This is a genomic window from Chitinophaga filiformis (genome assembly GCF_023100805.1).
Taxonomy (GTDB): Bacteria; Bacteroidota; Bacteroidia; order Chitinophagales; family Chitinophagaceae; genus Chitinophaga; species Chitinophaga filiformis_B.
This window is the reverse complement of the sequence record NZ_CP095855.1, coordinates 4,933,367-4,948,336: the sequence shown is the minus strand read 5'-3', so window position 1 is coordinate 4,948,336 and position 14,970 is coordinate 4,933,367. Positions and strand designations below refer to the sequence as shown.

11 protein-coding genes are annotated in these 14,970 nt (G+C 48.2%); 4 read left to right on the top strand and 7 right to left on the bottom strand.

Translation table 11 applies throughout. The annotated features are described in order from the left end of the window. Positions 1-3 precede the first annotated feature (3 nt). Entirely contained in the window at positions 4-1,206 is a 1,203-nt protein-coding gene (locus tag MYF79_RS19310; protein WP_247809279.1) for a glycosyltransferase, read from the bottom strand. A 134-nt stretch (positions 1,207-1,340) separates the two neighbouring features. Between MYF79_RS19310 and MYF79_RS19305 the strand changes: the two genes are divergently transcribed. Both MYF79_RS19305 and MYF79_RS19300 read left to right on the top strand, forming a co-directional pair. Continuing rightward, entirely contained in the window at positions 1,341-2,888 is a 1,548-nt protein-coding gene (locus tag MYF79_RS19305; RefSeq protein ID WP_247809278.1) for a GNAT family N-acetyltransferase, read from the top strand. A 648-nt stretch (positions 2,889-3,536) separates the two neighbouring features. Further along, positions 3,537-3,830 carry an MTH1187 family thiamine-binding protein gene (locus MYF79_RS19300; protein WP_247809277.1) on the top strand — a complete coding sequence of 98 codons (294 nt, stop codon included), beginning with the start codon at positions 3,537-3,539 and terminating at the stop codon, positions 3,828-3,830. A 7-nt stretch (positions 3,831-3,837) separates the two neighbouring features. Here MYF79_RS19300 and MYF79_RS19295 read toward each other — a convergent pair whose 3' ends face one another. From MYF79_RS19295 to MYF79_RS19285, 3 genes are all read right to left on the bottom strand, one after another. After that, positions 3,838-5,100 (bottom strand): glycosyltransferase family 39 protein, encoded by a 1,263-nt coding sequence (locus MYF79_RS19295; protein WP_247809276.1) that lies wholly within the window; start codon positions 5,098-5,100, stop codon positions 3,838-3,840. Positions 5,101-5,173: 73 nt separating this feature from the next. Beyond that, on the bottom strand, positions 5,174-6,424 hold the full coding sequence (locus MYF79_RS19290; RefSeq protein WP_247809275.1) for a YeiH family protein: 1,251 nt from the start codon (positions 6,422-6,424) through the stop codon (positions 5,174-5,176). Between the two features lie 88 nt (positions 6,425-6,512). Next, positions 6,513-7,745 (bottom strand): nucleoside recognition domain-containing protein, encoded by a 1,233-nt coding sequence (locus MYF79_RS19285; protein ID WP_247809274.1) that lies wholly within the window; start codon positions 7,743-7,745, stop codon positions 6,513-6,515. 141 nt (positions 7,746-7,886) lie between these two features. Here MYF79_RS19285 and ychF point away from each other — a divergent pair, with 141 nt between their 5' ends. After that, on the top strand, positions 7,887-8,990 hold the full coding sequence (ychF, locus tag MYF79_RS19280) for a redox-regulated ATPase YchF (protein ID WP_247809273.1): 1,104 nt from the start codon (positions 7,887-7,889) through the stop codon (positions 8,988-8,990). Positions 8,991-9,181: 191 nt separating this feature from the next. On the opposite strand, the gene MYF79_RS19275 is transcribed toward ychF, so the two are convergent. Both MYF79_RS19275 and MYF79_RS19270 read right to left on the bottom strand, forming a co-directional pair. Continuing rightward, on the bottom strand, positions 9,182-9,538 hold the full coding sequence (locus tag MYF79_RS19275) for a hypothetical protein (protein ID WP_247809272.1): 357 nt from the start codon (positions 9,536-9,538) through the stop codon (positions 9,182-9,184). Positions 9,539-9,605: 67 nt separating this feature from the next. Next, positions 9,606-10,673, bottom strand: coding sequence for a phosphotransferase enzyme family protein (locus MYF79_RS19270; protein ID WP_247809271.1), 1,068 nt, complete (start codon positions 10,671-10,673; stop codon positions 9,606-9,608). 47 nt (positions 10,674-10,720) lie between these two features. Here MYF79_RS19270 and MYF79_RS19265 point away from each other — a divergent pair, with 47 nt between their 5' ends. Further along, positions 10,721-12,025 carry a hypothetical protein gene (locus MYF79_RS19265; RefSeq protein ID WP_247809270.1) on the top strand — a complete coding sequence of 435 codons (1,305 nt, stop codon included), beginning with the start codon at positions 10,721-10,723 and terminating at the stop codon, positions 12,023-12,025. A 71-nt stretch (positions 12,026-12,096) separates the two neighbouring features. On the opposite strand, the gene MYF79_RS19260 is transcribed toward MYF79_RS19265, so the two are convergent. After that, entirely contained in the window at positions 12,097-14,853 is a 2,757-nt protein-coding gene (locus tag MYF79_RS19260) for a TonB-dependent receptor (protein WP_247809269.1), read from the bottom strand. Positions 14,854-14,970 lie beyond the last annotated feature (117 nt).

The following is a 14,970-nucleotide window of genomic DNA, read 5'->3' as shown; positions in this document are numbered from 1 at the left end:
TGGTCATGCGGTATTTAATATTGCCTCATAAATGGCTGTTACGGAGTTTTCCCAGCTATGCGAGCGGGCAAAGGCTATACGCTGTTCCTGCAGGGCAGGAGTATCTTCAGAAAGTGCCTTTGAAATGAACGTAACGTACTCATTTGCATTCCGGGCAAGGTAGGTGTGTGAATCGAAATATTCCATTGTCCTGGTGGCGGTTGCTACCACCGGTTTCCCTAAAGCAAGGTATTCATCTATTTTCAGCGGATAATTGCCTACAGTCAGTACATTCACCTGCTGCGGATTGATACATACATCAAAGGCCTTGATATAGGCTGGCAGTTCTTTCAGCTCCTTCCGCCCCAGGAAATATACATTGGGCAGCTGATGCAGTACAGATCTCTGGAAATATTCATCCTCCGGACCGACCAACACTACCGACCAGTCCTTTTTTTCCCTGGCAATATGCTCGATAATACCCAGGTCCAGCCGGTGGGCGTTCAGGGAGCCTACATAGCCTATCCGCGGCCCTTTTATGTTAGCCAGGTCAGCAGGTACTGCATACTGGCGCGTTACATCGAAGAGGGAAAGATCGCAGCCCTGTCCCACATAAAAACTGTTGGAATTGTACTTTTTAAGGATGTCTGTCAGGTAGGGAGAATTTGCCAGGGCTACATCCGCTTTTGCAATATGCTCAGGCTCCAGTTTTTCTCCGTGTTTTTTCCAGTAATCCACGCCCAGCAGGTAATCCCGGCTGTAATAAATGTAAGTGGCCGGATTGAGCAATTCTTTCATATAAAAACCCCGGAAAATATCGTTATCATTGAAGAGGATAACGTCGGAGAAACCCAGTGCTGTGATCGCTTCTTTGATGCTGGCAGCAAACTTCCTGTTATTCCGTTTGTTTAACCAGGAGAAGAGCGGCCGCGCCTTAGCCGGCAGCCAGTTAATAGATTCAAGTACAGCAGATGGATAATATGCCCACAGATTTTCCTCCACTGGTACGATCGAAGGTTCTTTCTTCTGTAAAGTTCTGAGATGATAAGAGATATTGGGATCATCCTTTTGTTTGAGGATGGTTCGCCGGTCAAGCGGTGAATTAACATACAATACACGGTTGTGGCGCGCGAATTGTAATGCTATATTCTTACAATTACTTCCTATTGGGGTATACCACTGCTGTAAGCCAATGATAACAATATCCCGGTTCCTGATGAGTGACACTGCAGTTAAGAATTATGGTGATATAATTGCTTATTGAGGTCTCAAGGGAGCATGGCTAAAAACGACCCAAATATAGCTACTTTTTTTACATTATAGAAAAGCAGCAGTAAAAGATAAAAGTGAACTATTATTTTATGACTTCAAAACACATTTCCGAAACAATCGATATCCGGCAGTTAACCGCAGAAGATTACCTGGATCTCAAAGAATCCATGGTCTCTGCATATGCAGATATGGAAGGTAGTTACTGGCGCGAACCCACCATCCGCCGGCTCATAGAGCTCTTCCCCGAAGGGCAGATCGCTATCACAGTGAACGATAAGGTGGTAGGTTGTGCATTGTCTATCATTGTTGATTACGGGAAGTTCGGTGACGAACATACGTATGAACAAATAACGGGTTATTATACTTTTAGTACACATGATCCAAAAGGAGATGTGCTCTACGGTATAGAGGTATTTGTGCATCCTGACTATCGTGGCCGGCGACTGGCGAGACGCTTATACGATGCCCGCAAGACCCTCTGCGAAAGGCTGAACCTTCGTGGCATCGTGGCTGGTGGCCGTATCCCCAATTATCTCAAATATGCGGATGAAATGTCGCCCAGGGATTATATCGAGAAAGTACGCGATAAGGAGATCTATGATCCTACACTGACTTTCCAGTTTTCCAACGATTTCCAGGTAAAGAAGATCCTGAAGAATTACCTGCCGCACGACGAAGCCTCCAAAGGTTTTGCCACCCTGCTGCAATGGTATAATATCTACTATGAGAAAGACCAGGATACCATCCGTTACAATAAATCCACGGTGCGTATCGGGTTGGTGCAATGGCAGATGCGCGACTATGGCAGCCTGGAGGGCTTTATGCAGCAGGTAGAGTATTTTATTGATGCGGTGAGCGATTACGGTTCTGACTTCGTGGTCTTTCCTGAACTGTTCAATGCCCCGCTAATGGCGGAATTCAGCCAGCTGGATGCTGCCGGCGCCATCAGGGGCGTAGCAAAGTATACAGAGCAGCTGAGGGACCAGTTCATTCAGCACGCAGTGTCTTACAACGTAAATATCATTTGCGGCAGCATGCCCATTGTAATTGATGAGGCATTGTACAACATCTGTTACCTTTGTCGCCGGGATGGGACACATGAAGAGTATATCAAAATGCATCCTACGCCCAGTGAAGTATATGCCTGGGGTGTAAAGGGCGGCGATACGCTCAAAGCATTCGATACAGATTGCGGGAAAATAGGTATCCAGATCTGCTATGATGTGGAGTTTCCCGAGCCATCGCGTATCTTGTCAGAGCAGGGAATGCAAATATTGTTTGTACCTTTCCTGACCGATACACAGCATGCTTTTAACCGTGTGAAGTTCTGCGCGCAGGCCAGGGCCATTGAAAATGAGTGTTACGTGGCCATTGCTGGCTGTGTCGGGAACCTGCCAAAGGTCAACAACATGGATCTGCAATATGCACAGAGTGCTGTGTTTACGCCCTCTGACTTTGCATTCCCTGTTACAGGTGTGAAAGCAGATGCTACCACCAATACAGAAATGGTGGTTATTGCTGATGTGGACCTGGTGCTGCTGAAAGAGCTGAACGCCTTTGGCAGCGTGCAGACAAGGAAGGATATGCGCAGGGACCTCTATGAGGTGAAATGGAAGAAAACTGATAAAGGTAATTGAGTGGTATTTGCAATACCTGTGTAAGGAGATCGCGTCAGATCATTCGTTACGATCAGTTCCGTCAGGAGCATCTGTGTTTGTAGCCCGGGGTGATAACCCGGGATGGATGAATGATAACATCTGATGGCGGAATGACGGCCGGTAATCACGTTCGGGGGTGATGAATAATAAACATGCGTTATACGAATCAGATCATTCGCTACGATCAGCTCCGTCAGGAGCGTCTGTGTTTGTAGCCCGGGGTGGTAACCCCGGGACGGATGAATGATAACATCTGATGGCAGAATGACGGCCGGTAATCACGTTCGGGGGTGATGAATAATAAACATGCGTTATACGAATCAGATCATTCGCTACGATCAGCTCCGTTAGGAGCGTCTGTGTTTGTAGCCCGGGGTGGTAACCCCGGGACGGATGAATGATAACATCTGATGGCAGAATGACGGCCGGTAATCACGTCCGGGGTGATGAATAATATACATGCGTTATACGAATCAGATCATTCGCTACGATCAGCTCCGTTAGGAGCGTCTGTGTTTGTAGCCCGGGGTGGTAACCCCGGGACGGATGAATGATAACATCTGATGGCGGGATGACGACCGGCGATAACCCCGGATTGAACATTAAAAGATAATCGTATAAAATAATATGGCACACAAGATCAATTTAGCACTACAGATCCTTCCTTCCGTACCCAGCGACCAGGTATATGCCGTCGTAGACGAGGCTATTGCCGTGATACAGGCTTCCGGCCTGAAATATAGGGTATGCCCTTTCGAAACCGTATTAGAAGGTACCTATGATGAGTGTATGGACGTAGTCCGCAAAGCACAGGATGTCTGTTTCAAAGCCGGCGCCTCACAGTTGCTGGTATACGTAAAGATGCAGATCAAAAAAGATGCAGACGTCAGCATTGAAGATAAGACGGGCAAGTACGACTGAGCCATATCTATCTGAAAAGGAAATATGTTTCCAGCGATAACAGGCCAATGATCATTCCGGCGGCAACCCTGATACACTGCTCTTTACTGGCGTGAATATAAGGCGCCAGCAGTATAATGAGCAAGGGGGCCGTCAACACCACATACCTGGAACTGAAAAAATGATTCGCCCTGAAACTGGTAGCCAGTATCAGCAGGGTGGCGAGGAGTATAAACAAAAAGAAGGGCTCCGTGCGCCGTTCCATCCACCGGAGGAAGGTACTGTATACAAAATACAGCGCAATAATCATCAGCAGGGGAGATATAAGGTAATAATATATTTGCATGGCGGCTGCCGGAAGGATCCTGGTCAGGACTTCGTTCAGGGGCCCATATTCGAAGTGCAGCCAATAATAGTTAGCTGGCAGCAGGAGGAAATACAGCAATACCAATACCAGCAATGTCGGACGGTTGTAGAAAAACCAGCCCGGTGCTATTATCAGTACGACCATTGCCCCATATGCAAATGCCAGTATGCCATGCCAGGGCACGAGACCTCCCGTATCTGTGAGTGCCTGCTTTGGCGGCATGAAACCACCCCATATCACGAATACCGGTACACAGCAAAGCAGGGCTACACCCATGTATATACTCACAGTTATCCAGCGCTGCCATTCTCCCGCCGACTGTAGCAATAATAACAGCGCCGCAGGAACGATCATTACAAAAGGCGCACGCCCCAGGATCGCCAACCCGAGGCTTAATCCCGCCAGCAGGGACAGGAATATACCCATTCCTATGCGTTTATTTGAATGATCCAGCGCCAGTTGTAGGAGCCAGATAGATAGAGTAGCGAAGAACATTGCCGGGATTTCTGTTAATGCCATCCCGGATGCCTGCCATATCATTGGCACCGCCATGATGTGTAACGCCGGCACCCATACGCTTTTCTTTACCCGTCGTTGCATCTTCCGCACAATGCCTGTCAGCAACAGGACGATGAGCAATAACATGCTGGTGTTCACCAGGCGGATGGCCGGTGTTTGCAGGTGTGTAAGAGGTTCCAGTGCATAATGTACAAACTGGTATAGAGGTCCTGGCGTCTGTTTGTCGATGTTTAACAGGAAAGAGCGGGATAGCCCGTATTGGTGTAGAAGATGAATATTGGAAAGGAAAACCGCTTCGTCAGATAGCGGAGGTTGCCGGTGCAGTATAGTGATGAGCAGTAGCAGGAGGTAACCGCTAATGCCGGTGGCCAATATTATTCTCTCGTATGTACTGGGGCGTAGCATGTTCTTGATTCGGCGGCAGACTATCCACAGACCGCGATGAATCGCTCACCTGCGGTCTGTGGATCAGCGCCGGTTATTGTCGGCCGAACACAAGGTAAGCTATCACCAGCGTAAATATAATGTTGAAGAGCTGTGCAATGATAAATGCCATTGCAGGACGGCCATTCTCCATTTTAAAGATATCAGTGAATTTAGTCTCCAGTCCTATACAGGTAAACGCAATTGCGAACCAATATGTTTGCAATTCTTTTAAAGGACCTTTGGCAGCGGCTACCGTTTCAACCGGCAGTGCAAAGGAGAACAGGAGCGAGGCCAGTATGAAGCCCAGTACAAACTTGGGAAAACGCTCCCAGATAGTAAGGAGGGTGGGCTTTTCATAACCAGCTTCCTTGCGGGAATAAGACCAGTAAAGAGAGATAAAGAAAGCCGCCAGTCCAAGCAATACATTCTGTGAGAATTTAACCAGGGTGGCATATTTCAGGGCTTCCTCGCCAAGAATGGTACCCGCGGCAACCACGGCGCCGGAGGTATCAATGGTGCCTCCCAGCCATGCACCGGCTACGGCGGGCGACATATGTGCCCAGGTGGCGATATATGGCATGAACAGCATCATAGGGATGGCCACGATGAGAACGAGGGAGATGACATGCGACAATTTCTTGTTGTCTCCTTCAATGGCGCCTGCCGTCGCAATAGCGGCAGATACACCGCAGATGGATACCGCGCTGGAGATCATCATACGGAATTCATCATCCAGCTTAAACTTACGGCATACCCAGAAACTGAAGTACCATACGGTGAACACTACGGCTACAGATTGAAGGATACCCAGTCCGCCCGCTTTCAGGATGTCCTGGAAAAGCACGTTGGCGCCCAGCAGCACCAGGCCGATCTTGATATACAGCTCCGTCTGTATAGCCGGCCTTAATATGTCCGGTATGCCCACCAGGTTACTGATCAGCAGGCCCAATATAAGGCTGAACAGAACGACTTCAATCCCGAAATCCTTCAGGGTCTTGTTGCTGGCGATAAACTGTGCCAGTAAAGTGATAAAGACGATAAACAACAGAGACACCAGCAGTTTTGCAAATGCTATTTTTCCTGTAAACGCTTTGGCCAGCAGGAGGCTGCCAAAGACCCACAGGAATAAAAGCCCTGTTTGTTGCCATACCGTCACACCTCCGAACTGCGCCGTCACAAGGGAGGCGTCGTTCCAGACGGCAATCTTCGGAAATACAGGCTTAAGCCCCAGCAACACCAGGCCAATCGTTAAAAAAGCAATGATAACAGCAATCCAGTCTTCGTGCAGCGTTTTCTTAGGCATGATAGTAAGTGACATTAAATGTTTAAGAGTACCCCTTGGTGGAAGCGGATCTATTGGTGGTGGGCCCCAAGTTAGTGAAAGAATTTATTTAATGAAAGAAAATGTATCCAATCACGATAGCAGCTACCAGGCCTACCACATCTGCAATCAGACCACATGTCAGCGCATATTTCGTCTTTTTGATGTTCACCGAGCCGAAATATACCGCCAGTACATAGAAGGTCGTTTCCGTTGATCCCTGTATGATACTGGCCAGGCGTCCGGCGAAGGAATCTGGTCCATGTGTTTTCAGGATGTCCACCATCAGTGCACGGGCAGCGCCGCCGCTGAGCGGTTTCATCAGGCCGACAGGAAGTGCCGGCACAAAGTCTGTATTCATGCCCATAGCGGCAAACAGGGCGGCGATACCATTCAGCACATAGTCCATGCATCCGGTATTCCGGAAGGCGCTGATGGCTACCAGCATGGTCACCAGGTAAGGAATGATGGTAACGGAAACCTGGAAACCTTCTTTCGCTCCCTCAATAAATACATCATATACATTAATCTTCTTGACAACGCCCAAGGCAAGAAAGCCGACGATAATGGCGAAGATCGTAAAGCCACCGACGAAAGCAGTGTATTGTGCCAGCTGGTCGGTTGTGAGATAGGGCATTACATAATAAAGCCCCAGCAGCGCCAGGCCGAAAACGGCAAAGGTGAGCAGGATTGGGGCCTTCAGCAGGTTGATACGCTGGTATATGGCTACGGCGATCAGACCGGACACAAAGGAGATAATAGTGCCTATCAGGGTAGGGATGAATATCTCCGCCGCATTATGGGAACCGGCAGCGATCCGCAGGGCAATAACAGATGTCGGGATCAGTGTGATACCTGCGGTGTTCAGCACCAGGAACATGATCTGGGCATTAGTAGCAGTATCCGGCTCAGGATTCAGCTCCTGTAACTGCTTCATCGCTTTCAGCCCTACGGGAGTGGCCGCATTGTCCAGACCCAGCGCATTTGCACTGAAATTCATGAGGATAGAGCCCATGGCAGGGTGCTTTTTAGGTATCCCAGGGAAGAGCTTGGAAAAGAACGGGTCTACCGCCCTGGCCAGGATACCGATCATTCCACCTTTTTCCCCAACTTTCATAATCCCCAGCCAGAAGGTCATGATACCCGCCAGGCCCAGTGAGATCTCAGCCCCGGTTTTGGCGCTCTCGAACATGCCATTCATAACCGTAGAGAACACGGCAGTATCCTGGAGGAAGATCAGCCGGCAGACGGCCACAACAAAAGAGATCAGGAAAAAAGCCAGCCAGACGTAGTTTAATGCCATATGGTGTGAAATGATTGAATGCCAAATCTAATGGCAAAAATTTAATATTAAAAACATAAATCTGTGTTATAGTCTATCAGTTCCGGCCGACTTGCCATTGATAGCTAAAAAAGCATTATCTTCGCGCAAATTTTTTAAAAAATGGCGTTACAAGTAGGAATTGTTGGATTGCCGAATGTAGGAAAGTCGACTTTATTTAATGCGGTAAGCAATAGCGCAAAGGCGCAGGCCAGCAATTACCGTTTCTGTACAATTGAACCTAACGTAGGACTTGTAGACGTACCGGATGAAAGGCTGGCAAAGCTGGAAGAGCTGGTAAAGCCCAACCGCGTGGTTCCAACCACTATTGAATTTGTAGACATCGCAGGCCTTGTAAAAGGGGCCAGTAAAGGGGAAGGTCTTGGTAACAAGTTCCTCGCCAATATCCGTGAAGTGGATGCCATCGTACACGTGATCCGCTGCTTCGAAGACGATAATATTCTCAGGGAAGAAGGCGCTATCAACCCTGTAGGCGATAAAGAGATCATTGACACCGAGTTACAGCTGAAAGACCTCGAAAGCGTGGAGAAGAAGATCGCCCGTACCGAGAAAATGGCGAAAACCGGTGGTGATCCCAAGGCGAAAAGAGAGTTCGAAATTCTTAAACAATGCCAGGAGCACCTGGAAAAAGGTAAAAATATCCGTGAGCTGGGATTGAGCAAGGAAGACCGCGTAGCGATCGCTGACCTGTTCCTGCTGACGGAAAAACCAGTACTTTACGTAGCAAACGTGGATGAGGCTTCCATGCTGACCGGCAATAAATATTCCGAGCAGCTGCAGGCTTCTGTTCAGGCTGAAAATGCTACAGTAGTGGTTATGAACAACAGTATAGAGGCGCAGATCTCCGAAATGGAAGATCCGGCAGATAAAGAACTGTTCCTTTCCGAATACAACCTGACTGAACCAGGTCTGAACCGCCTGATCCGTTCCGCATACAAGCTCCTGAACCTGATTACCTACTTTACAGCGGGTGTGCAGGAAGTAAGGGCCTGGACCATCCACACCGGCTGGAAGGCGCCTCAGGCTGCCAGTGTGATCCACACCGATTTCGAGAAAGGATTTATCAAGGCAGAGGTGATCGCCTATGAGGATTATGTGAAGTATGGTTCCGAAACCGCGTGCCGCGATAATGGCCGCTTACGTATAGAAGGTAAAGAATATGTCGTGAACGATGGTGATGTAATGCACTTCCGTTTCAACGTATAAAGATACTCAGGGTTTATCCACTGAGGGGTACAACAAATCTAAGATGTCCCGGGGCCTTCCCCGGGACGTCGCTATTTTAGGGGGCGCCGGAAATGGCTCCCTAACCTGTCTAAATTAAGCTGATTTTTAGAAGTTGAAATTTTATAAACGTGAACCGTTATTTTCTTTTAACTGTCGAATGAACTCCTGTATCAAATTATATAACGCGACATCTCCACCCATTTGGGACTGCGTGGTTTGTCAGTGTCTTTCTGGGCGGCCTGAATAGAAGTAACTAATGTTGTTGCTGCTGTGAGGGCTGTTACGCCAAAGCTCAACCAGAAATAGATTCTTTGGTCCAGGTCTGCCTGTCGGCTATGTTCCTGAATTTTAGTGTGGTACTTTTCTAAAAGTTTGCTATAATCATCTGTTGCTTTGTCGTCAAATCCTTTAAATGCCCTTGTAATTTTTAGACTGGAGTCTGATAGCTGAATGGTAAAAAGATGATACGCACTATAGATGAAGATGATGGCTGCTAACAACGGCAGGAATAAGTATACTTTTTTCATGTTTTGAGGTTGGGGTCTAAATGTATATCTTTTTTCTGACGAACAGAGAATGTTCGTTGATTGGATACTACCTGCCAACCAGATCCACCTCCTTCCATCCCTGCTCCAGCAACTTACGAACCAGCGCGAATCTGCCCTGTAGCATATGCGATTGCATAAACGGATAAAACTGATCGTGCGTAGCATGGAAACCCATATAAAACACCCAAAAACCCAATCCCAGGTAGGGGATAGCTGCCAGTTCCTCTTCGCTGAGCGCCCGTTCGCTGCGATAAGCGTCTGTAAAGAGTGACCATGTTTTCTCCCGCTGCTCCGCAGTCAGGCGGCCGAGATGCGCATCGATAAGCAATTGCTGGTGGAATGTCATTAAATCATTAGCCAGCCATCCTTTTCCGAAGAAATCGAAGTCAAAGAAGGTGATATTGTCCTGTGCATCAAAGTGAAAGTTCTTTGGCAGAAAATCAAAATGGCAGTAGCCATTGGAAAAACGGGAGGTATCCAACTGTCTAAGGAAAGCCTTTACTTTCTCTGCGGATTGCAATAACCACTCATAAGTAGCAGGATCTTCACCGAAATAATCTTTTACTGCTGCCAGCGGCTGAAACAAAGTTGTTTCCAGGTCAAAAATCCACCGGTCGTTACTCAACTGTATCTGCGATGATATGTTATGGAAACGGGCCATTTCCCGGCCGAAGTTGCCGAGCTGCGCCTCCGACAGGACATTGTGGGAACGACCTTGGGCATAGGTAAATAGCACTGCATGACGGGTGCCTTCTGCTGCCGGCAGGGACTGAATATAGTGGCCGTCTTTATCTGCCAGCGGATAGGATACCGATACCTGGGCTGCATGAAGGGCTGTCAGCAATTCGACTTCCGCCCGGATCTGCACCAGGCTACGATGGGTAGGCCGGTAAATACGCAAAATGAACTGTTTGTCGGCGGTGGTCACTAAATAGGTGTCGCCTACGCCGCGAACAATGAACTTACACTGAACCGGGCCCAATGTATACTGCTGACTGATATGAGTAGCTAAGGCAGCAGGGCTGAGCGTGGAATATAGGGTTGGGAAAATGGGTTGCATGGCACAAATATAAGCATCCTTTACTTTGTCACTCTGTACAGAATGTTTGTACATGTGAATTCATGTTCGTACATTAGCTGCAAGGTCTTAACAAACAATATATGAGGTTATTTATTGCTTTCCTGATCACTTCTCTTTCTCTGTCTGCCTTTCAGGCACCTGTCTTTGCACAGGGAACGAACAACCGGGACTTGTCCCTTATCATCCGTAACGATCAGCGTCTGGACTCCATCCAGGCCAGGGCATTGCGCCTGCTGACCGGTTTTAACGCCGGAACATCATATGGAGAGGTCTGGATACGGGATCTCAATACATTCATTAAGGGTTCATTAAAGGTACACGCCCCTGATAAAGTAAGGTCTATGCTGCTGCTCTTCTTCAAAATGCAGGGCAACGGCGGAGATATTGTAGATGGCTTTATAGACATCAAAAAGGCGGCAGTAGGTTATGAATTCCGCTATTTCCCGCAGGCGCCTGACTGGGTAGCACATAAAAATACCGTGGAAACAGACCAGGAATCATCCCTGATACAGGCTGTCAGAAAATACGTAGACGTAACCGGCGATACATCCATCCTGCAGGAAAAAATAGGAGAAAAAACGGTTATCCGGAGAATGGAAGATGCGCTTGCATACATTCTGAACGAACGCTGGACTGAAAAATACGGGCTGGTTAAAGGCGCTACCACGATCGATTGGGGCGACGTTCAACCAGAAACAGGTTGGGGCGTGGTTATTAATTCAAAGACAAAATGGGCATGCGATATTTACGACAATGCCATGTATGCGATAGCCATCAATGATTTCCTGGCCATAAAGCCCGCAGCCTACCATGCTACGCAGGACTGGACAGTAGTCGCCAGGCGTATCAGGGAAAACGTGCGGAAGCACCTCTGGCTGGCGGCCGACAAAAAATATATCCCTCACCTCTACCTGGATGGCAGCCCATTTCCGGCATCTTTCAAAGAAAAAGAAATCCTGTACACTGGCGGTTCCGCCTGTGCTATCCTGGCAGGCTTCCACAAGCCGGAGGAAATTGCCGTTATAAACAAACAGATGGTAAACGCTGCTGCCAAAGAAAAGTTCGCGACGATCGGCATAACGGTATATCCTCCATATCCGGCAGCAGAATTTCCTAATATGCATCCCTATGTATACCAGAATGCCGGTGACTGGACATGGTTCGGCGGACGAATGATACAGGCCCTTATCGCCAACGGATTTATAAAGGAAGCCTGGGACGAATTGCAACCCATCATTGGCAGAACGATAGCAAAAAACGGCTTTTATGAATGGTATGACGTGCGGACGGGCGAACCCAAAGGCTCCGGTGATTTCAGAGGAGAAGCAGGCGTCCTCTTTGATACCATTACCATGCTGAGGGAGTGGGCTGAAAAGAATAAATAGGAGACATGCCGCAGCTACATAAAAAAGCCCCGGGATGTATTTCCCGGGGCTTTTTTCACTATAAGATCAGATTATTTCAACAGATCATCAAACAGGATCGCCGTATAATAAATCGCTCCTGCCTTCGGATTACCATAAGAAGTTTGGAAATAGTGGTTGGTAATATTAGACCCACCCACTTTGATTGTTGCCCTGATCTTCGGTATCCTGTAATTAACCTGCGCATCTATAGTACTATAAGCAGATACAGTGCCTCTTACAAAACTGGAGCTCCATACAAAAGCATCCTGCCAGCGATACATTACGTTAAAACCTAAGTTTTTAGCGATGCTCTTACTCGCCACACCGATATTGAAACGATATTTAGGCGTGTTGAAGGCATTGTCGAGTTCTCCCTTATTGTTTGTAAGGTCATTGTAAGAGAAGTTACCTGACAGGGTCCAGCTATTGATCAGGTAATCCAGGCCTATAGCACCGCCCTGTGCTTTTACCTTTTCAGGATTATTCACGTAGGTCGCAAATATCCTGGCGCTGCTCAGGGTCGGATCCTGTGCCAGCGGTACAGTAGGCTGTATCAGTGCTGTGTAGGAAAGGAAGTTCTTATAGGCGCTGTAATAGTAATAAGCGTCGATCAGCAGGCGGTTCTTGATGAGGCCCTTGTAGCCGATCTCATAGGCGCTTACGCTTTCAGGTCTGAACTTGCCAAAAGTGTATTGTTGCAGCTGGGTCGGATCGCCGGTAGCAGCGTAGCGTTGTACGCTGGCCTGCGTATACCCCTTGTTGTTATAAAGGTTGTACTTGTTCAGCAGCTCGGGCAAACCACCTATCAGACGGGTATTGGCGCGGATAGGCAGATCGATGTACTGATCCTGGTTGGTAGGATTGCGGTAAGCTGTCTGGAACGACAAACGGATATTATGACGCGGCGCAACGGTAAACACACCGGATATACGTGGCGTAAACCTGCCATCGAAATTCTCATTCTTGTCATAGCGAACAGAACCTGTCAGCTTGATCCTGTCCTGTACCAGTTTCTTACCCACCTGCAGGTAGGCGCCTACTTCATCGATCTTGATACGTCCGGCCCCATCGTCAAAAATAGTACCGTCAGAGTTCAGGGAGTACCTGCGGAAAGCGGCGCCTGCCTGTACTTCCAGTATTTTCAGATGATCGGTGAAATCGTAGAATCCTTCGTAGTGATACAGGTTTGTTTTATCGTTGAACTTAGCACCGTTCCTGCCCGCGCCAAAGCCGATATAGTTGCTGGTAATCGTCTCTTTGGCTTGGTTGAATGCTGCACTACCGGGCGTCAGTCTGTTCCTGTCAGCTACAGACCTGGCAATGGCATGTGCCTGTGCATCTGTCTTTACACCCGGGGCACCTGGAAAGACGCCCATACGTGCCTGGTTGTAAATGGATGCATATTCTGCAAACCATCCACCGGTTACGTTACCGTCGTTGTCCCTGACTACGCTTGGATTATAAGCCTCGTTCAGCAGGGTGCCCAGTGCAGTAGCATTGTATGCTTCCCCTGAACGTTCCTGGGTGGTATAACCACGTACGAAGAAGCGTTTGCCTCTTACTTCGAGCTTATACTGACCCAGGTTGAATTTACGGAGGGAATAACGGTCAGAGCCGGTGTACACGGTCGTACCCGTTCCCCAGTTACCCTGGACAATGGCCTCTGTATTGTCTGTGATCTTATAATGGAATGCGGCGCCTGTCTTCAGGCTGTGTGTGCTGTAATCAACCAGGTCACTTTCCCTGTAACCGGTGCGGGATACAGCCTGGCCATTAAGTAATCCCGCTGAAGCACCGTAAGTAGTGGTGATCTCGTCACCATAAACGTTGACACCGTCGTAATTAGGATCAGTAGCATGAGAAAAACCAGCCTTTGTACGCAGGTTTAACCTGTCGAAATTCGTAGAATCCACGGCCTGCCAATCGTCGGCTTTCATATACCCGAAATTGAGCTTGAAGGCGAACCTGCCGAAGGCTTTGGCATAACGTGCAGTGATGTCGGGGATGAAACCGATATTGTCCTGTTGTTTTTTGCCGACATGATTAACGCCAGCCTGTAGTTTCAGGCTCAGGCCCTGGTAATCAAAGGGGCTCTTACTGGTCATCAGTAAAGTACCATTCATACCGCCTGCACCATAGAGCGCGGAAGATGCACCCGGCAGCAGTTCAACACTGGCTACATCCAGTTCTGAAATGCCCACAATGTTACCCACTGAGAAGTTGAGGCCCGGCGCCTGGTTGTCCATACCATCCATCAGCTGGTTAAAGCGGGTATTACCATTGGTATTGAAGCCCCTGGTGGTAATGGTACGGAAAGTAAGGCTCTGTACGCTGGATTCAACGCCTTTCAGGGACGGCAGGGCGTCATAGAAACTAGGGGTAGGAGATTCCCGTATGGCCGTGGCATTAAGCTTCTCAATAGATACGGGTGATTCCAGTATGCTTTGAGACACACGGCTGGCGGCAACTACGATCTCTTCTCCCAGGATCTCCGTAGAAGCGAGTTGCACAGTAATGTTACCCGCGTTGTTCACCACCACCGGGGCGCTGCTATACCCCACGGAGGAAAATACCAGTGTGATAGGGAACTGGCGGGTTGTGTTGAATTTGAAATTTCCGCTACCATCGGTGATAGTACCGGCAAGTGAGCCTTTTACACTGACAGTGACTCCCGGTAAAGGGTTGCCAGTCGTTTTGTCTGTTACAGTACCTGTTACTGTCTGTTGCTGCTGTCCATAGACCCTGGTAGATAAGTTTATGAGCAACAAAAGGGCGCACAAACAGGTGAGTTGTAGATAGTTCTTCATACTGTGGCGATTTAGGATGATCTTGGGATTACGTATACGTTTTGATGAATGTAAGGAAAATAGTTGAATAGTCGACAGGCGACGTCCTATAGATAACAACCCACACGTTATTATGTT